This is a genomic window from Mycobacterium sp. IDUB_39, assembly GCF_055419205.1.
In genome coordinates, this window is sequence record NZ_JBVAXF010000002.1 from 423,317 (window position 1) to 441,807 (window position 18,491).

Annotated in this window: 16 protein-coding genes and 1 tRNA gene; 4 read left to right on the forward strand and 13 right to left on the reverse strand. The window is 67.2% G+C overall.

Features of this window, described 5'->3' with window-relative positions:
- Nucleotides 1-2: 2 nt before the first annotated feature.
- The 3 genes from ACZY0X_RS08275 to ACZY0X_RS08285 are packed head-to-tail and all read right to left on the reverse strand — an operon-like array spanning nucleotide 3 to nucleotide 4,419.
- Nucleotides 3-2,573 (reverse strand): DEAD/DEAH box helicase, encoded by a 2,571-nt coding sequence (locus ACZY0X_RS08275; protein WP_463769312.1) that lies wholly within the window; start codon nucleotides 2,571-2,573, stop codon nucleotides 3-5.
- A gap of 53 nt (nucleotides 2,574-2,626) precedes the next feature.
- Nucleotides 2,627-3,274, reverse strand: coding sequence for a response regulator (locus ACZY0X_RS08280; protein WP_463769314.1), 648 nt, complete (start codon nucleotides 3,272-3,274; stop codon nucleotides 2,627-2,629).
- The gene (locus ACZY0X_RS08285; protein WP_463770562.1) at nucleotides 3,271-4,419 is read right to left on the reverse strand and encodes a sensor histidine kinase; all 1,149 of its coding nucleotides are present in this window, start codon (nucleotides 4,417-4,419) and stop codon (nucleotides 3,271-3,273) included. Before ACZY0X_RS08285 ends, ACZY0X_RS08280 begins: the two co-directional genes overlap by 4 nt.
- Before the next feature lie 214 nt (nucleotides 4,420-4,633).
- On the opposite strand from ACZY0X_RS08285, the gene ACZY0X_RS08290 reads away from it, so the two are divergent.
- Together ACZY0X_RS08290 and ACZY0X_RS08295 are read left to right on the forward strand one after the other, a co-directional pair.
- Complete coding sequence (locus ACZY0X_RS08290; RefSeq protein WP_463770564.1) at nucleotides 4,634-6,085, forward strand: multicopper oxidase family protein; 1,452 nt, start codon at nucleotides 4,634-4,636, stop codon at nucleotides 6,083-6,085.
- A complete protein-coding gene (locus ACZY0X_RS08295) occupies nucleotides 6,082-7,890 on the forward strand; it encodes an LVIVD repeat-containing protein (protein WP_463769316.1) in 1,809 nt (602 codons plus the stop codon). The genes ACZY0X_RS08290 and ACZY0X_RS08295 overlap by 4 nt, the downstream gene beginning before the upstream one ends.
- A gap of 48 nt (nucleotides 7,891-7,938) precedes the next feature.
- Here the strand turns inward: ACZY0X_RS08295 and ACZY0X_RS08300 are convergent, their stop codons facing one another.
- Together ACZY0X_RS08300 and ACZY0X_RS08305 are read right to left on the reverse strand one after the other, a co-directional pair.
- A complete protein-coding gene (locus ACZY0X_RS08300) occupies nucleotides 7,939-8,367 on the reverse strand; it encodes a hypothetical protein (protein ID WP_463769318.1) in 429 nt (142 codons plus the stop codon).
- A 13-nt stretch (nucleotides 8,368-8,380) separates the two neighbouring features.
- On the reverse strand, nucleotides 8,381-9,829 hold the full coding sequence (locus ACZY0X_RS08305) for a DUF4185 domain-containing protein (RefSeq protein ID WP_463769320.1): 1,449 nt from the start codon (nucleotides 9,827-9,829) through the stop codon (nucleotides 8,381-8,383).
- Nucleotides 9,830-10,007: 178 nt separating this feature from the next.
- On the opposite strand from ACZY0X_RS08305, the gene ACZY0X_RS08310 reads away from it, so the two are divergent.
- Nucleotides 10,008-10,724: an NUDIX hydrolase gene (locus tag ACZY0X_RS08310; RefSeq protein ID WP_463769322.1), complete on the forward strand. Its 717-nt coding sequence runs from the start codon at nucleotides 10,008-10,010 to the stop codon at nucleotides 10,722-10,724.
- Between the two features lie 113 nt (nucleotides 10,725-10,837).
- Here the strand turns inward: ACZY0X_RS08310 and ACZY0X_RS08315 are convergent.
- Nucleotides 10,838-10,913, reverse strand: a tRNA-Arg gene (locus tag ACZY0X_RS08315).
- A gap of 56 nt (nucleotides 10,914-10,969) precedes the next feature.
- Nucleotides 10,970-11,791, reverse strand: coding sequence for a TIGR03621 family F420-dependent LLM class oxidoreductase (locus ACZY0X_RS08320; protein WP_463769324.1), 822 nt, complete (start codon nucleotides 11,789-11,791; stop codon nucleotides 10,970-10,972).
- Between the two features lie 157 nt (nucleotides 11,792-11,948).
- Between ACZY0X_RS08320 and ACZY0X_RS08325 the strand changes: the two genes are divergently transcribed.
- A complete protein-coding gene (locus tag ACZY0X_RS08325; RefSeq protein ID WP_463769326.1) occupies nucleotides 11,949-13,049 on the forward strand; it encodes a glutamate--cysteine ligase 2 in 1,101 nt (366 codons plus the stop codon).
- Between the two features lie 5 nt (nucleotides 13,050-13,054).
- Here ACZY0X_RS08325 and ACZY0X_RS08330 read toward each other — a convergent pair whose 3' ends face one another.
- From ACZY0X_RS08330 to ACZY0X_RS08355, 6 genes are read right to left on the reverse strand one after another with little or no spacing between them, the layout of a single operon-like run.
- The gene (locus tag ACZY0X_RS08330; protein WP_463769328.1) at nucleotides 13,055-13,774 is read right to left on the reverse strand and encodes an anti-sigma factor; all 720 of its coding nucleotides are present in this window, start codon (nucleotides 13,772-13,774) and stop codon (nucleotides 13,055-13,057) included.
- Entirely contained in the window at nucleotides 13,771-14,352 is a 582-nt protein-coding gene (locus ACZY0X_RS08335) for a sigma-70 family RNA polymerase sigma factor (RefSeq protein ID WP_463769330.1), read from the reverse strand. The genes ACZY0X_RS08330 and ACZY0X_RS08335 overlap by 4 nt, the downstream gene beginning before the upstream one ends.
- Before the next feature lie 2 nt (nucleotides 14,353-14,354).
- Nucleotides 14,355-15,137, reverse strand: a complete 783-nt coding sequence (locus ACZY0X_RS08340; protein WP_463769332.1) for a DUF1295 domain-containing protein — start codon at nucleotides 15,135-15,137, stop codon at nucleotides 14,355-14,357.
- Nucleotides 15,134-16,417, reverse strand: a complete 1,284-nt coding sequence (locus tag ACZY0X_RS08345; RefSeq protein ID WP_463769334.1) for a class I SAM-dependent methyltransferase — start codon at nucleotides 16,415-16,417, stop codon at nucleotides 15,134-15,136. Before ACZY0X_RS08345 ends, ACZY0X_RS08340 begins: the two co-directional genes overlap by 4 nt.
- A complete protein-coding gene (locus ACZY0X_RS08350; protein ID WP_463769336.1) occupies nucleotides 16,414-17,163 on the reverse strand; it encodes a DUF1365 domain-containing protein in 750 nt (249 codons plus the stop codon). Before ACZY0X_RS08350 ends, ACZY0X_RS08345 begins: the two co-directional genes overlap by 4 nt.
- Nucleotides 17,157-18,461, reverse strand: a complete 1,305-nt coding sequence (locus ACZY0X_RS08355; protein ID WP_463769338.1) for an NAD(P)/FAD-dependent oxidoreductase — start codon at nucleotides 18,459-18,461, stop codon at nucleotides 17,157-17,159. Before ACZY0X_RS08355 ends, ACZY0X_RS08350 begins: the two co-directional genes overlap by 7 nt.
- Nucleotides 18,462-18,491: the final 30 nt, after the last annotated feature.

The following is an 18,491-nucleotide window of genomic DNA, read 5'->3' on the forward strand; positions in this document are numbered from 1 at the left end:
CTCTAGTCCTGGCGACCGGCGTCGACCAGGCGGATCACGGCGGTGCCCTCCTCGTCGCTGGCCTCCAGATCCACCTCGACGTCGAAGCCCCAGTCGTGATCACCTGCCGGGTCGTCGAGGATCTGGCGGACCCGCCACACACCGGGCTGACGGTCGATGATCAGCAGCGCGGGCCCGCGGGCGTCGGCACCCGTGCCCACGTCGTCGTGCTCGGCGAAGTACGCGCGCACGACCTCCTCCCAGCGCTCGGCTGTCCAGCCGGAGGCGGCGTCGAGTTCGCCGAGGTCATACCAGCGCCGCCGGGCGAACAGGTCGACCCGACGGAACAGCGCATTTCGGACCATCGCGGTGAACGCCCGCTCGTTGCCGGTCAGCGGGCGCGGGCGGGCCGGCACCGCCACAGGCGCGTCGTGCGGCTGGTCGGGGCTGGTCAGCTGCTCCCACTCGTCGAGCAGGCTCGAGTCAACTTGGCGCACAAGCTCACCGAGCCACTCGACGATATCGGTGACGTCCTCGGTGCGCGCCGCGGCGGGCACACCCGACCGCAACGCCTTGAAGGCGTCTGACAGGTAGCGCAGCACCGCGCCCTCCGAGCGGGTCAGCCCGTAGGTGCTGATGTACTCGCGGAAGGTGAACACCCGCTCCCACATCTCGCGCACGACGGACTTCGGTGACAGCCGGGCGTCCGCCGCCCAGGGATTGCTGCGCAGGTACACCTCAAAGGTGTGGCCCAGCAGCTCCTCGAGCGGTTTGGGATAGGTGATGTCGTCGAGCAGTTCGATTCGCTCGTCGTACTCGATGCCCTCGGCCTTCATCTGAGCGACGGCCTCGCCCCTGGCCTTGTTCAGCTGCGCGGACAGGATCTGGCGGGGGTCCTCGAGCGTCGCCTCGATGACCGAGACCACGTCCAGCGCATGGGTTTCCGACGTGGCATCCAGCACGTCGACCGCGGCGAGGGCGAACGTCGACAGGGGCTGGTTGAGCGCGAAGTCGGGTGGCAGATCGATGGTCAGCCGGTAGCGGACGGGGCGAGCGGAGCGACGGGAAATGAACGTGCCGTCGGGCGTATGGGAATCCTCGAGCCGCTCGAGGACGCCGGCCTGCAGTAGTGAGCGGGCGATGCCGACGGCCTCGCGGATCAGGCGCAGCTGACGCTTGCGCGGTTCGTGGTTCTCGGTGAGGAGGCGGCGCATCGCGATGAACGGGTCGCCGGGACGGTCGACGACATCGAGAATCATGGCGGTGCTGACCCGCATGTTGCTGGTCAGAGGTTCGGGCGAGGCCTCGATCAGGCGGGTCATGGTCGACTCGCTCCACGGCACCATACCCTCGGGTACCTTGCGGCGCACCAGCTTTCGCCGCTTCTTCGGGTCATCGGCGACCTTCGCGAACTGCTTGAGGTTCTCCACCTCGTGGTCGGGCGCCTGCACGACCACGGTGCCCGCGGTGTCGTAGCCGGCCCGGCCGGCCCGCCCGGCGATCTGGTGGAACTCGCGGGCGTTGAGCAGCCGGGTGCGGGTGCCGTCGTACTTCGACAGCGCAGAGAACACGACGGTCCGGATCGGCACGTTGATGCCGACGCCGAGGGTGTCGGTGCCGCAGATGACCTTGAGTAGCCCGGCTTGGGCCAGCTGTTCCACCAGCCGCCGGTACTTGGGCAGCATGCCGGCGTGGTGAACGCCGATGCCGTGGCGGACCAGCCGCGACAGCGTTGAGCCGAACGCCGTGGAGAAGCGGAAGGCGCCGATGTGCTCGGCGATCGCGGCCTTCTCGTCCTTGGTGCTGACGTTGACGCTCATCAGCGCCTGCGCCCGCTCCAGCGCCGAGGCCTGGGTGAAGTGCACGACGTAGATCGGTGCCTGCTTCGTCTCGAGCAGGTCGGCGATCGTCTCGTGCATCGCCGTGGTCGCGTAGTAGTGGTGCAGCGGAACCGGGCGCTGCGCGTTGGCGACGAGCGCAGTCGTCCGGCCGGTGCGCCGGGTGAGGTCCTCGCGCAGGAAGGTGACGTCGCCCAGCGTCGCCGACATCAGCAGGAACTGGGCGTTGGGCAGCTCCAGCAGCGGCACCTGCCAGGCCCAGCCGCGGTCGGGATCACCGTAGAAGTGGAACTCGTCCATGACAACGAGGCCGATATCGGCATCGGCACCCTCACGCAGGGCGATATTGGCCAGCACCTCGGCCGTGCACGCGATGATCGGCGCCTCCGCGTTGACCGAGGCGTCGCCGGTGAGCATGCCGACATTCGCCGCACCGAACACGTCGCACAGCGCGAAGAACTTCTCGCTGACCAGGGCCTTGATCGGCGCGGTGTAGTAGCTGCGCCGTTCTGCGGCCAGCGCCGCGTACAGCGCGCCGGTGGCCACCAGTGACTTGCCCGAACCGGTCGGTGTCGCCAGAACGACGTTGCTGCCGCTGACCAGTTCGATCAGCGCCTCCTCCTGCGCCGGGTACAGCACGGTGCCGCTCGCCTCAGCCCATGCGGCGAAGGTGGCGAACAGCTCATCGGGGTCCGCGCCGGTGGTGCGCAGGGCGGACAGGTCGGCCGGGTCGTCGAGCAGGGGTGGAGTGGACATCGTGGGGACCAGCGTGCCTGATGGGCAGCGTCCTGCGGTAATGGGGAGCCTGGCTAGGGATGCGGCGGTAGCGTGCGCACGGCATGGACCGCCAACCGCACTCGGTTGTCGCTACCGGTCTTGTCCATCAGATTGGCGATGTGTTTCTTGACCGTGGTCACGCCGAGATGGAGGCGGTCGGCGATCTCCTGATTGCTGTAGCCCTCACCGACCAGAGTCAGGACGTCGCGCTCCCGCGCTGTGAGTGGGGTCGTCATCGCGGTGTCAGCCGGTCCGGGAGCGGCGCTGAGGGCGCGGTCGACGAGGCGGCGCAACAGTGCGGGGGAGAAAAGCAGATCGCCGTCGTTGGTGCGACGGATGGCGGTCAGCAGGTCGTCGGGGTCGGTGTCCTTGACGAGGTAGCCCGACGCACCCGCGGCGAGTGCGGGGTAGAGGTGCTCGTCGTCGTCAAAGGTTGTGAGCACCAGGACTTTCGTAGTGGGGTGACTGGCCAGGATGTGCGCGGTCGCTGTCGCCCCGTCCATACCGGGCATGCGCAGGTCCATGAGGATCAGGTCAGGGGTGTGCTCGGCGGCCAACCGCACCGCCTCGACGCCGTCGGCGGCCTCTCCGACGACGGTCAGGTCGGGGGTGGACTCCAGCAGCATCCGCAGGCCCGCACGTACCAGCCGCTGATCGTCGACCAGAAGCACAGTGGTCACGAGGTGCTCGCCGAAAGAGTGGCCACGGCGGGGAGTTCCGCGTCGACTTGCCAGCCACCGGCGACGGGGTCGACCACTCCGACGGTGAGAGTGCCGCCCGCCAACTGCGCGCGTTCGCGCATCCCGATGACGCCGTGGCCGCCTGCGGTGGGCCGACTCCGTCCGCCACTGCTGATTCGCAGTCGCACAACCGAATCCGCCTTCTGGACGGCGACTCGTACGGGTAGCTCGCGATCGGCGTGTTTCATGACGTTGGTCAGCGATTCCTGAACCAGGCGCAGCAGGGTCAACCGGCCTATTGCGTCGAGCCCATCGAAATCGTCGTCGACGTGGTCCTCCACCTCGAATCCGGCGGAGCGCACTCGTGCCACGGCCGCACGGATCTCCTTGGCCACCGCCGCAGGCTCGACCAGCGCGACCTCTCCGAGGTCGGGGTCGCGCAGGACCGACAGAAGTCGCCTGATGTCGGCGAGTGCGCTTGCCGCCGTGTCGTGCACGTCATCGAACACCGCGCGCACCCGTGGATCGTCAGTGATCTGCGCGCGCTGGGCGACCTTGACCCGCAACACGATCGACGCGATGTGGTGGGCCACGAGATCGTGTAGCTCTCGCGCCAGGGCGGCTCGCTCGTCGGCTCGTGTCCGGGTCTCGGCCTCTTCGGCCCGCAGAGCCAGGCTGGCGGTCAGGTCGCGTTGCCCACGCAGGAACAGGCCGAGTAGAAGCGGAAGCCCCACGTAGGCACTGGCCTCCACCAGCGCGGCCGGCTGCCAGAAGGTCGGCGAGTGTCCGCCCCAGTGGCCGGCGACCACGGCGATCGTCCAGCATCCCGTTGCCACCACCGTCGCCAACCGACCGCAGCGCACGATGACCTCGACGACGGCGATCGCCCCCAGGAAGGGCACGAGGTCCGAGGGGCCCCACGCGTCGGTGAGAAACATGGGTAGGGCCAGCGCGGAGATGGCCAACGACACCGGCAGCGGCCAGCGATCTCCGACCACGAACAGTGCGCAGGCCGTCATTGCCAGCATCCAGTAGCTGCCGGGCACCTTGTACTCGCCCGGAAAGGTGCTGGCCAGCAGCAGTGCCGGTGTCAGCAGCAGGGGCAGGAACCGCGCGAATTTCCACAGGTCACGCGGCGAGCGCATGTCGATCACCGTACCCACGGTAGAGACCAACCGGTCGAACATATCCGATTAGCACACCACTTGTTGCCGCACAAGACGCTAGGGGTCTGTGTTGGGCGCGCAGGTGCGGCCTCTGGAATGAGTTTCCCGGTGCGGCCACTGATGAGACTGGAGCCACCTATCGCAAGGAGCCTCCGTGATCTCGAGACGAAGACTGCTCGTCGCAGCCGCCGCCATGCCGTTGGCGCTATCGGGTGCGGCGTGCGTGCGCGGCCAGGCCAGTTCCACGCCGGTGACGACCCGTCCGCTGCCGATCCCGCCGTTGGCCGCAGGCCGGGTCGGCGTGGATGGCGTGCGCCGGTTCGAGCTCGCAGCACAACCGGGAGTTACTGAGATGCTGCCCGGACGATCCACCGAGACCTGGGGATACAACGGCTCCATCCTGGGGCCGACGCTGCGGGCGCGCCGGGGCGAACGGGTGGCATTCACGCTCACCAACAACCTGCCCGAGACCACCAGCGTGCACTGGCACGGGATGCGGGTGCCGGCGCGGTACGACGGTGGCCCCCATCAGAGCATCGAACCTGGCGCCACGTGGGCACCGGAGTGGACGGTCGAGCAGCACGCCGCGACCCTCTGGTATCACCCGCACCCACACGGCTCCACCGAAAAGCATGTCTACCGAGGACTTTCCGGTCTCTTTCTGATCGACGACGATATCGCCGACGGTCTCGATCTGCCCCGGCGCTACGGCGTCGATGACATTCCGCTCGTCATCGCCGACCGCCGATTCACCTCCGGCGGCGGCCTCGACGAGGCCGACAACAGCAAATACGGGCTGCTCGGTGACACCGTCATCACCAACGGCATCGCTGGGGCGCACCTGTCTGTGAGCACCGAGCGCGTGCGGCTGCGTGTCCTCAACGGTTCCTCGAGTCGGCTGTTCAACCTCGCCCGCTCCGATGACGCGTCGTTCGACCTCATCGCCACCGACGGTGGACTTCTCGAGAAACCCGTGTCGCTGAGGAGGATTCAACTCAGCCCCGGGGAGCGCGCCGAGATCGTCCTCGAGTTGCGCGCCGGACAGAATGTCACGCTGCGTTCCCTGCCCATCGAAGCGCGCGAGGGCCTGTCCGACCCCGCGACGTTCGGCTTCGATGACACCTTCGACGTCCTCACTCTGCGCCCTGAATCGACACTGAGCGCGTCACCCGAAATGCCCGAAACCCTCACCACCATCACACCGCTGGTCGACGCCGCCACCCCGGCCAACCGATCCTTCGAACTGCAGTGGTACATGATCAACGGCCAACGCATGGACATGAACCGCATCGATCTCGTCGTTCCGGTCGACACCACCGAAGTCTGGTCGATCCGCAATGTGGACAACTGGCCGCACAACTTTCACGTCCATGACGTGCAATTCCAGGTGATCGGCATCGACGGCCGCACTCCGCCGCCGGCGCTGTCCGGCTGGAAGGACACCATCTACACCGAACCCGGGCGCACCTACAACGTGGGCATGCGCTTCTCTGGGCACGCCGATCCGGTCAATCCGTACATGTACCACTGCCATCTGCTGCACCACGAGGACCAGGGGATGATGGGTCAATTCCTGGTTCTGGCCCCCGGCCAACAACCCGCACCGATGCCGATGGGCGGCAACCACTCCGGCGGTGGACATTGAAACTGCTTGCGGGGCTGCTGGTCGTGGTCGTAGCCCTCGGATCCGGGACGGCCGGGGCACTGATGACACGCGCCGCAACCGACCGTGACAGGGTCGGCGCCGCGTCTGAGGATCCCAACATCCCCGTCGTGTGCGAAGACCGGCGCCCCTCAAAGGCCGACCCCGGTAGCTACGGAATGCAGAACGACGGGTCATTTCTTCATCCGTCGCTCACCTATGTCAATGAAGAGGAGCAGCACCCGTTCCCTCGCGGCGGAGAGGACCTATTCCCCGAAACCGATGGTTACGACCCGAACTCGTACAAGAGCGACAACGTGACCGTTGAGGCGCACTATCCGGGCCAGCAGTTCACCCCGGATCCGTTCCACTCCTGGCAGAACATCGTGGACTTCGACGGTCGGCGCTACATGTTCCAGTACGACCGCAGCGAAGCCCGCGTCTACGACATCACGGATGTCAAGAACGTGAAGGTCGTCGAGTCGCTGACACGGGATGACGTGGCGGAGGTCGAGGGGAACAACGAGGCTGTCAAGAGCAAGGATTGGGACGTCCATGACTTCTGGGGCGCCTCCACGATCCAGTGGAGCGAGAAGCACGACGGTTACATCATGGTCCAGAGCTTCGAGATGAGGCGTCAGGTGCCCTTCTGGATGGGCGACACGCCGGAGCAGAGCAAGTACGCCTCACCCGAGGGCGTTGCCGCTGCTCGCGCGGACACACAGCTCAAGGGCTTCAAGGTCTATAGGCTGAACGGCCCGCAGAAGAAGGACTGGGAGCTGCTGGCGACCGTGAGTACCGATGCGACCCAGCAGGATCCGCTCAAGCCAGACCTCAGCGCGCCGCAGCAGGGTTCGGGATCCCTCGACGTCCCACACTGGGACGGCGGCCGGTACATGTTCATCTCAGTCGCACCCAGCGATGACTGGTCAATGCAGGAGTACCCGACCTACCTCTACGCGAATGGGTTTCAGGTGTGGGACATGGCCGACCCAGCTGCGCCGAAGCTGCTGGACACGTGGCATCGCGAGGGCATGGTCCGTGGCGAGGAAGACGCTTACCGGTCCAATCCGCGCTGCGGCAACCGGACGTCGTGGATGGGATCACGCAACCCGCTGTACATCCCCACCCCGATCGAGGAGGGCGGAAAGTACGGCTTCGCTGCCATGGGGGGCTTCGGCATGTCGATCATCGACATCTCCGATCCCACCAACCTGCGCGAGGTCAGCCATCTGGATGTCCCGATGTCGGTGGCGGGCACCGAGGCCGACAATGTCGACGTCTCCCAGTTCGAGAAGACTGGCATGGTCTACCTGAGCGGATATCCCCTGTCCGAGGACTGCTACGAGCCCTACAAGGACATCTTCGGAGTGGATGCATCAGATCCCGAGTATCCGCGAATCGTCGGCCGCCTGCCTCGACCCACGCCTCCGGACGGGTCGGCAGTCACGGACTTCTGCCAGCGCGGCGGCAGCTTCGGTCCCAAGCGGAGCGGTTACTACACGTCTCCCGGCGACCCAAAGGAGGGGCTCTTGATCTATGACTTCTACAACGCGGGAGCGCAGTTCTTCGACGTCTCGGACCCCAGGAATCCGAAGGTTGCGGGCTACTTCGCACCCCCGACATTCGGTGCGGAGACGCCGGATTGGGCGCGTAGCAACCCGACTCACGGGGTGTACGTCGAATACGATCGCAAGATCGTCTGGTTGCTCACCAACGACGGGATGTACGCGCTTTCGTCGGAATCGCTGCTGGGCACGCCAAACCTCGGCGCCCCGACCGAGCCGTTCCGCACCAGCGCACGATGAACCGCTGAGGAGCGAGGGGCTCAGCCAGTCGATGGTGGTGTCGGATGGTCATCCCGAAAGGAGCGCGGCGCCAAGGGCGGCCAGGGTGACCACCTTGAGCACCTCGCACACGATGTAGGCGTGGTGCGCGCGTGAGCGGGGTGCGTCCTCGCCGGCAAGCACGCGGGTCGAGCGCTCATTGAGCCGGGGCCGCACCAGTAGGAGCTGGACCACGAGCACCACGGCTGCTGCCGCCGCGAGTGCCAGAACGAGGTTGGATGGCCTTGCGATGATCAGACACACTGCGATCACCACAGCCCACACGACCTCGACGAGGTTGAGGGCGCGGAACACGATGCGTCCGATCGCCAGGCCCACCCGCAAGTCGAGGCCCTCGGCCCGAAACTTCAGCGGGGCCTCCAGGAAGGAGATGGCCAACACCATGCCCAGCCACACCAGTGTCGCCGCGGCAGCTACCCGAATGACGATGTCGGTCATGATGTTTCCCGATCTATGGGAGCACGGTCTTCATCAACATGACGTTGTAGGCCGACCACAGTGACAGGTTGTAGTACAGCTCCTTGCCGGTCGACCAGGGGTGCAGCAGCGGCGCGTAGATGCCGCCCGGGATCTCCGCCGATGAGGCCAGTCGTTGTTCGGGACCCCAGGGGCCCTGCGGAGCCGGTGCCGTCCTCATCACGACGTCATTGCTGGCACCGTTGCAGTACAGCACCAGGTACTGCTTGAGATAAGTGTTGTACTGGGCCGACATCTCGCCCACGGGGCCCGGGATCACAGGGGTCGCGGCCGCGGGGTTACCCGGGACCCAGGCTCCGTTGTCGGCGTTCCAATACTCGTACTTGGTGAGGTCCGGGATGACGTTGGGAGCAACTCGCGCCACGAACGCCGAACCGCCGCGTCCGTTCGGGGTACCGAATGTGTAGATATAGGGATCGCCCGGCCCGGGCTTGAGGAACGCACTCATCTGGAACTTCTCATTCCCTCCTGAAGGAGGGCGGACGGTGCCGGGGTACACGCCCCAGTTCTCGCCGTTGTCCTGGGATACCGCGGTCGCCGAGAAGTTCGTCGACCACGAGCCCGGACTATCCCAGTTCCTGATGGACATGAAGTTGAGGTACTGGTTTCGCCCGACGGCGATGCCGGCGGTCGGGATGATGCCTGTCTCCTGCGGCGCCTGCCCGATGCTGTTGATGATCTGCTTGGAGATGCCGGGGCGCCAGATCGGTGAGCCCGAATACTTGTTGGCGACAACGCCGTCCGGCACCGCAACCGTCTTCGACAGGGAACCGTCCTGGCTGCGGAACAGCGCGTTATACCGCCACTGCTTGCCGGGGATGCCGCAGTAGCCGTTCGTGTCGCCGAATGCCATGAGGACCTGGCGGTTGGCGGGATCGCCGTTGTCCCACATGATCCCGAGGTCGGTCCCGGTGACCGCGAAGCGCTTGATGGTCTCGTTCGGGCTGTCAGGTCCGGTCACCCAGCCGACGATCGCTGTGCCGGGCGGTCCTGACGGCACAGGTTGCGCTGCCGGCGCCGGCTCAGCCTGGACTGGGGCAGGAGCGGGTTGGGCCTGTTGGTTGGCCGCACCGCCGGGATTGGCGGGGACGACGGCCGCCTGCTGCTGCACCTGCTCGGCCTGCGTGGCCTGCGTGGACTTCGGTATGAGCGCCTTGAGGATGGCCAATGGCAGCTGGCCCAGCTTGGGTGTGGGCGCTTCATCGTTCGCGCCGACAGGCTTGTGCCCGATCGGTCGCTGAAAGGGGGCGAGCGCCGATGGGCTCGGAATCTGCACGGCCTGATTGGGGAGCGGCTGAGCTGCAGCCGAAGCGCCCTGACAGGGCTCCGCCGCCGCTGGCGCGGCGACGCCGATCGCAACGCACAGGCCAGTGACCAGCGTGGTTGCCATCGACATCGAGGTGATTCGCTGACGCGACGACATGTCACAACCTTTCGAACAGGACGCGGCGATGACGTCGGCAGTAGGCTGAAGTGACGCTAGTGGCCAATGGGGCTTTTGTGGCCCGTGATGCGCGATGGGTACCCAGCCGTGACCGTGTCGAGACCCCTAGATCGCACCGCGATCAGTACCGGGCAGGCCCAGTGCCTATGGTCGAGCGGTGACGATCACCTATGACGAAACGCTGCGGGAACGGATCAAGGAGCGCCTGGCGGGCCATGACCGCCGCGCCGTGACCGATCCGTCGAAGCGGCACGCGGCCGTCGCCGTGGTCCTGGTCGACTCCGAGGTCGGTGAGGACAGGGTGGATCCGGCGCCGGTGGACGACTGGATCGACGGGCGTCCGATGGGGTCGGGCCTCGACGGGCGGATGGTCGACGTGTCGGGTGGTGCTTCCTTCTTCCTGTGCCGCAGGGCATCCCGCCTGACATCCCACGCCGCGCAGTGGGCGCTGCCCGGCGGTCGCGTGGACCCGGGCGAGACCGTGGTCGAGGCCGGCCTGCGGGAACTCGACGAGGAACTCGGCATCAGGCTGCCCGAGTCGACCGTGCTTGGCCTGCTGGACGACTACCCGACGCGGTCGGGGTACGTCATCACCCCGGTGGTGATCTGGGGCGGCGGACGGCTCGATCCCCGCCCGGCGCCCGACGAGGTGGTGGCGGCGTACCGGGTGGGCCTGCACCAGCTCCAACGCGAGGATTCGCCGCGGTTTATCAGCATTCCGGAGAGCCCGCGTCCCGTCGTGCAGATCCCATTGGGAAACGACCTCATCCACGCACCGACGGGCGCCGTGCTGCTGCAGGTGCGCTGGCTGTGCCTGGAGGGGCGCCATGATCCGGTCGACGAACTCGAGCAACCGGTGTTCGCCTGGAGGTAGGCGCGCACGCCCGTCGAGACTGCAGTCAGATCGCCAATCCGTCCAGATTCACGATCTGGCAGCAGTCTCGTTCGCATGCGGCCGGCCATCACGCCGACGCAAAAGTTCAAGCTTGGTGCCCCCGGCATGATTCGAACATGCGACACCGGCTTTAGGAGAGCCGTGCTCTATCCCCTGAGCTACGGGGGCGGACCGGATGGCAGCTTACCGAAGTCCGGCCACCTCCGTGTTTCCGGTGCCCGACCTCAGCGCAGCTCGGCGATCACCTTCGCGAACGCCTCGGCGTGCGGCTGCTGCACGATGATGTAGGTGACCCCGTAGGTGTCCCGGTAGCCGCGGATGGTGTCGGCGATGTCCTTCAACGACCCCGACAGCACTCCTGGCGTGCGCAGCAGCTGCTCGTCGGTCAGCTCCGGCAGGAACCGGCGCGTGATGGACAGATCGGGAACGCCCGAGTCGTCGATCGGCATCGCCGTGATCGCGATGTTCAACTCGAGCGAGTCGAACCGGTCACCGGCCGCGTTCCGCACGAAGGAGACGCGCTCGGCGAGCGGGTCGCCGCCATCGCCGGCCGGGTCACCACCGGTCAGCCCGATGATCTGCGCGCGCTGCGCGGCGATGGTCAGCAGCTTGTCGCCATTGCCTGCGATGAGGATCGGCACATCGGGAGTGTGCTGGCCCAGGTAGTCGACGATGCGGCCGAGGTGGGCGACGCGTTGGCCAGCCGTCGGATACGGGATCTCGGCGGCCTCGAACTCCTCGCGGACGTATCCGGCGCCCAGCCCGAGTTCGAGCCGTCCCGCGCTGAGGTCGGTCAGGGCGGTGACGTCGCGTGCCAACAGTGCCGGCTTGTAGAAGCCGGCGTTCAGCACGAACGTCCCAACGTGCAGCGTCTCGGTGGCGGCCGCCGCGGCCATCATTGTCGGAAACGGTGCCGGGGCGCCGAGGTGATCGGGCACGTGCAGAACGTCGTATCCCATGTCCTCTGCGCGTCTGGCCCAGTCCTGAACCGCGGACAGTCGACTGGCGGCGTGCAATCCGAACCCGAACCGGAACTCCTTGGCCATCACACGAGGCTAGATGCCAGCCCGCCCGGGATGTTTGAACTCGAGTACACCGGGGCATAAATGCTGCCGAGCTGAGAGCAAGTGATCTCCAGCAAGGAGCCAACACCATGATCCGACCCGCTGTGAGTACCCGGCGGGTCGGATCGATTTTCCGGCCATGACGGACATTCCGACATTCGGCGTCGAGGAGGAGTTCCTGCTCGTCGAACCCGACACTGGGGACCCCGTCGCACTCAACCGCGCGGCTGCCGAGCGTGCTGCCAAGCGCGGGGTCGAGCTGCAACTCGAGCTGACCAGCTGTCAGGTCGAGACGACGTCGTCCGTGGCGACGACGCGCACCGAGCTGCGTGAGGAGCTGAGCCGGTTGCGCCGGATCGCGGCGGAGTCGGCACAGGACGCGGGTGCTCGAATGCTGGCCGTGGGCCTGCCGCCGACGCTGCCACGCACCTTCCCCATCACCGACACCCCGCGCTACCGGGAGATCGGCGAGAAGTTCGGGATGATTGCCCATGAGCAGGGCATCTGCGGCTGCCACGTGCATGTCGCCGTGCCGTCGCGTGAGGTCGCGATCCAGGTGAGCAACCGGCTGCGGCCCTGGTTGCCATCGCTGCTGGCGCTGACGGCGAACTCGGCGATCTATCGCAATGCCGACACCGGGTACGCGAGTTGGCGCAGCGTGCTGTGGGCCCGCTGGCCCAGCGCGGGTCCGCCGCCCTACTTCGAATCGGTGGATGACTACGACGCGACGGTTGCGATGATGCAGGACGCCGGCGCGATGCTCGATGACGGCATGGTCTATTGGGACGCTCGGCCGTCGGCCAACTTCCCGACCATCGAGGTGCGTGTTGCCGATGTACCCGCCACGGTCGCCGAGACGGTGTTGCTGGCGGCCCTGGTCCGGGCGGCCGTCATGACCGCGCTAGATGATGAGCGGCTCGGCCAGCCCACACCGCCGGTGACCGCGCACGCGCTGCGCGCCGCGTACTGGAAGGCGGCGCGGGATGGTCTGGACGGCGATGGTGTGGACCTCGCCGACACGCACGCGGCGATACCCGCCGCACGCCTACTCGATGCGTTGATCGAGCGGGTGAGCCCGGCGCTGGAGACCGTCGGCGACCTCGAGTTCGTCCAACGCGAGGTGGCGCGCATCGTGGCCACCGGCAACGGCGCCACGCGCCAGCGTCGGGCCTACCAGAGGCGTCGGGACGTCGCCGATGTCGTCGAGGCGGCCGCCGCCGCGACGCTGGAAGGCGTGTGAACCGCTCAGGCCAGCGGCAATTGGGCGAAAGCCGGGCTGGTGGGCTGCGTCGACCCGGTTCCGGGTTCGACCGTGAACGCGAGCGCGGTGGAGTCGCCGAGATCGGGCAGCACCGCGGTGGTCGACGGTGCGACCGCCGCCTGATCCATGGTGCCCGCCGAGCGTGCGCCGTCGGCGCCGACGAGCCACATCTGATAGACGGAGCCCGTCGCTGGCGGTTCGACATTGTTCATCACCAGCACGCCGGCATTGCGGTCACGCGAGAACACGACCGTCGCCGTGCCACCGGTGGGGATGGCGCCCGACACGGTCCGCACGTCGGGCGCCGCGAAGATCTGCTCGGCAGCCGACACCGGGGGCTCGGGCCGCAGGGCGATGCCCACGCCTACCGCACCCAAACCGACGACCACGGCCGCCGCCGCAGCGAGCGCGACGGTGCGCCACCTCGAAGGCCGTGCGGCCGTGGCGGGTGTCACCGCGGGGGTGCTCTCGATCGCGGCGAGCAGCTGGCTGCGCAGCCGCGGGGGCGGCTCGACCGCGGTGGACGCCGACACCACCGCCATCGTCTCGCGGACCGCTCGCACCTCCTCGGCGAAGGCGCGCGCGATGAGCGGCGGCGAATCGGACAGCAGCTGTTCGATCTCGGCCTGCTCGGCGGCCGATACGGCGTGCAGCGCGTAGGGGGTGGCCAGCGTCACGAGGTCTTGATGTGTCGGCTCCGTCATGGCACCCCCAAACAAGTGCGCAGTCCCCGGATCGCATCGCGCATCCGTGACTTGATTGTCGCGAGGTTTGCCGCCAAGCGGGTGGAGACCTGGGAGTAGGTCAGGCCCTCGTAATACGCGAGCTGGATGCACTCCCGCTGCACATCGGTCAGCGAGTCCAGGCACGCGGTGACCTGCCGGCGCTCGTCGAGGTGGATCACGGCCTCGGCCACTTGATCGGCAGGCACATCCACGGTGGCGGCACCGTAGCGGGACTCACGTTGGCTGGCCGCCTGCTCGGAGCGCACGCGGTCAACGGCACGTCGGTGCGCGAGTGTCATCAACCACGCGAGCGGCGAGCCGGCGGTGGGGTCGTATCCCGAGGCGTTATTCCATACCTGCAGGTAGACGTCCTGGGTGGTCTCCTCGCTATAGCCGGGGTCCCGCAGCACGCGGGTAACCAGGCCGAACACCCGGGCGCGGGTGTTGTCGTAGAAGGCGGCGAATGCCTCGACGTCGCGTTGTGCCACCCGGCGCAGCAGCGCGTCGAGGTCAGCCGTCACAATCGGTAGCTTAGCGGCGAAGCCGAGCAAAGTCACAGTTATCGAGATCTAGGTGGGCGGGGTACGAAAAACGATGTGCGGGACTGGTATTGACGAAATCCCGGTCGATCGACCATGAAACTCTCGGTGCGGCGGGCTCCGGTCGCGTAGACCAGGAAGTAGGTCATCGCGACGGGGGAGAGCACCGTAGTCAGCGACACCGCACCGGCGATGCTGATCAGCCAGAGCCCCCACCACACCGTGGCATCCCCGAAGTAGTTGGGATGCCGCGTCCACGCCCACAGACCGCGGTCCATGATCTTGCCCTTGTTCGCGGGGTCGGCCTTGAATGCCTTGAGCTGGTGATCGCCGACGGCCTCGAACAGCACGCCGATCAACCACACGAGGACGCCACAGATCAGCACGGGGACTAGCGCGGGCGGGGTGGGTCCAAGCGTCGCCGACAACTGCAGTGGCAGCGAGACGAACCACGTCGCGGCCGCCTGTATCAGGAAGATCTTGCGCAGCACGGTGGGCGCCGAGAAGTCGCCCTTGAGTAGCGCGGTGTAGCGGGGGTCCTCGCCCTTGCCCCTTGACTTGCTCACCATGTGCCAGGTCAGGCGCAGGCCCCACACCCCGACCAAGCCGAGTAGCAGCAGCCGCCGCAACAGGTCACCTGTGCCGATGGCCGCGGCAACGGCGGCCACGACGACGAAGCTCGCACCCCACGTCACGTCGACGACGTTGTAGCGCCCGATTCGGCGGCCGATGAGGAAGGCGAGCCCGTAGGCCACGAGCACGACCGCGAGCGATACCGCGCTGACTACGAAGAAGTTCGTCATAGGCCCGATCCGCCCGAACCCGTTGGCGCGAAGGTCCATTGGTAGACATCGAGATAGCCCGACCGGAAGCCCGCCTCGGAGTACGCCAGATACAGCTCCCACATGCGCTGAAAGATGTCGTCGAAGCCCAGCGCGGTCACCGCCTCGTGACGCTCCTGGAACCGTTCGCGCCACAACCGCAACGTCTCGGCGTAGTGGGGTCGCAGCGAGCGCATGCCGACGGTGCGCAGACGTGTCTGACGCTCGGTGATGCCGAGGATCGCCTCCGTGGACGGGATCAGGCCGCCTGGGAAGATGTACTTCTGGATCCAGGTGTAGGTGTTGCGGGAGGCCAACATTCGGTCGTGCGGCATCGTGATGGCCTGGACCGCGACCCGACCTCCCGGCGCGACGAGCCGGTCGAGAGTCTGGAAGTAGGTCGGCCAGAACCGGTAGCCGACCGCCTCGATCATCTCGACCGAGACCACGGCGTCATACCGGCCCTCGACCTCGCGGTAGTCCTGGAGTTCGATGGTGACCAGGTCGGACAGGCCGGCTTCGGCGACGCGCTGTCGCGCGAGACGTTGCTGCTCGGCCGACAGCGTTATCGAGTGCACGTGGGCGCCGCGAGATGCGGCCCGGATGCACAGCTCGCCCCAGCCTGTGCCGATCTCCAGGACCCGACTGCCTGTGCCCACGCACGCCGCGTCGAGCAGGCGGTCGATCTTGCGCCGCTGAGCCTCGGGCAGTTGCTCCCAGACGGGCGTCCCGGTGTCGAACAGGGCGCTCGAGTACGTCATGGTCTCGTCGAGGAAGTGCCCGAACAGGTCATTGGACAGGTCGTAGTGCTCGGCGATGTTGCTGCGGGCCTGCTTGAGACTGTTGTACATCGATCGGGGATGACGAACCACAGCGAGCGGTCTAAGGCTTTGCAGGGCAGGAGGAATGAGGTCGGCGACCGAGTTGGCGAACACGGTCATCAGCTCGGCGAGGTCGGTGGAGTCCCACTCGCCGGCCATGTAGGCCTCGCCGAACCCGATCAGGCCGAACCGGCCCACCCTGCGGGCCAGGCTCTGCGGATCGTGGATCACCATGGTCGGCAATGTCGGATCGGCGGCGCCGATTGTCGTGCCGTCTGGATATTCCAGCCGTAGCGCCAGCCGGGCGGCGGCCCGTCGCAGCAGCCCATCCGCGATGCGACCGTACACAAGGCTGCGTACGCCCCGCGGACTTCGCGCGACGGCCGGCCAGCGGTCTGAAACCGCAGCGGCACCGATACTTCCGGTGATGTCGGTGGTCACAGTTGCTTGACCCTTTCCTTCTCGACGACGGGTGTCCGGGGAACGACGGGAACCCGTCGCGCCCACAATGTGATGCCCTGAATCCGGATCCACACCGCGCCCATCAGCGGGGCGACGGGGGCTATCAGCTGCATGCGCAGTACCTGCGTGACGCCCGCCCTGCGTCGGGTGCCGCGCAGCGTGGCGACGAACGCCGGGATGTGCTCGCGGTGAAGTGAGATGGCGACATCGAGGGACTCGTCCGGCTCGGGAGCCCGCACCAGGTAGTACCCGTCGACCTCGTTGAACGGTGAGACGTACAGCGACTTCTTGACGGCCGCTGGCGCATCGCCCGTCGGCGGGAGCAGATATGCGTGCCTGCCGCCGTATGTGTTGTGCACCTCGGCGATCACGTGCCGCAGCACGCCGTCGGAGTCGTGGCACCAGTACACGCTGATCGGATTGAACACGTAGCCGAGTACCCGTGCCTGCAGCAGCGCGGTCACGGTGCCGTCGCGCATGTCGATACCACGTGCGGCGAGGAACGCGTCGACACGGTTGCGCAGTGTGTCATCGACACCCGCGGGCGGTGGTGTCGAGAAGTGGTCGCGGGCTTCGAACTTCGCGAACGGGCGTAGACCCCACGGCAGCCGCGGCAGGTTGTCCAGATCGACGAACCAGCTGTAGCCGCGCTGCTCGAAGTAGTGGTGCACCGGAGCCCGACGCACGTGCGTGATGCGGGTGCGGTACAGGCTCGGGGTCAGCACGCGGCCACCTCGTGCTTCGAGGCGGCACGCCAGTCAGCGCCGAGCCGTTGGGCGGCGCGAAGACCGGATGCCGCACCGTCCTCGTGGAAGCCCCAGCCGTGGTATGCCCCGGCGAACACCACCCGATCGTCGTCGAGTTCAGGGAGTCGGCCTTGCGCGGCAACGGATTCGGGTGTGTAGAGCGGATGCGCGTAGGTCATCTCGGCAATCACGGTGCTCGGGTCAACCCGGTGCCCGCCGCCCAGGGTGACGAGGTAGCGCGTCGTGCCGCCCAGGCGCATCAAGCGCGTGACGTCGTAGGTGACCAGCACGGCGTCGGAGTCGCGGGTGACCAGGTAGTTCCACGATGCGCGGGCACGCGGCCTGCGCGGCAGCACCGAGGCATCGGTGTGCAGCTGGGCGAGATTGATCGAGTAGGGCATGGCGCCCAGTACCGCCCGCTCGGCGCTGGTCGGCTCGGCGAGCATGTCCAGCGCCTGCTCGGGATGTGTGGCCACGACAGCGGCGTCGAAGCGGCGCGGAGCGCTGTCACCCGCGCTCACCAGAACGCCCGCGGGTATCCGTCGCACCGCGGTCACCGGCGTGCCCATCGACACCTCGTGCAGCGTCTCGGCGATCGCGTTGACGTAGGTCGCCGATCCGCCGGCCACCGTGCGCCAGGTCGGCGAGCCGAACACCGAGAGCATGCCGTGATGGTCGAGGAAGACGAAGAGGTAGCGCGCCGGGTACCGCATCGCCGCACCGGGCGCGCAGGACCAGACGGCGGCCACCAGCGGCCGCGCGAAGTGCTCGACGAAGTAGTCGGAGAATCCGTGCCGCCGCACGAAGTCACCCAGCGGCTCGCCGTCGCCCGCTGACTCGTCGGCGAGCAGCGCGCTCGCGACCCGGTGAAACCTTCGCACCTCGGCGAGCATCAGCAGGTAGCGGGGCTTGGCCAGCGACCCGATCGAGGGGAACAGGCCGCCAATCCCGCGGGCCCCCGCGTACTCCAGTCCGGCGGCATCGTCACGCACTGACATCGACATGTCGGTGTCGTTGGTGGTGATACCCAGCTCGCCGAACAGCCGGCACAGTGTCGGATAGGTCCGGTCGTTGTGCACCAGGAACGCCGAGTCGATGCCGATGACCCTGCCGTCTCCGTCGTCGACGAAATGGGTGTGCGCGTGCCCGCCGAGGCGGGTGTCGGCCTCGTACAGCGTCACCTGGTCGCGCGCGGAGAGCACGTGGGCCGCCGTGAGGCCGGCGACTCCGCTCCCGATGACGGCGATCGAGCGTCCGAGCTGGTCTTGTCGTTCCACACTCGCTATTCGGAGCCGGGTGCGGAGTGG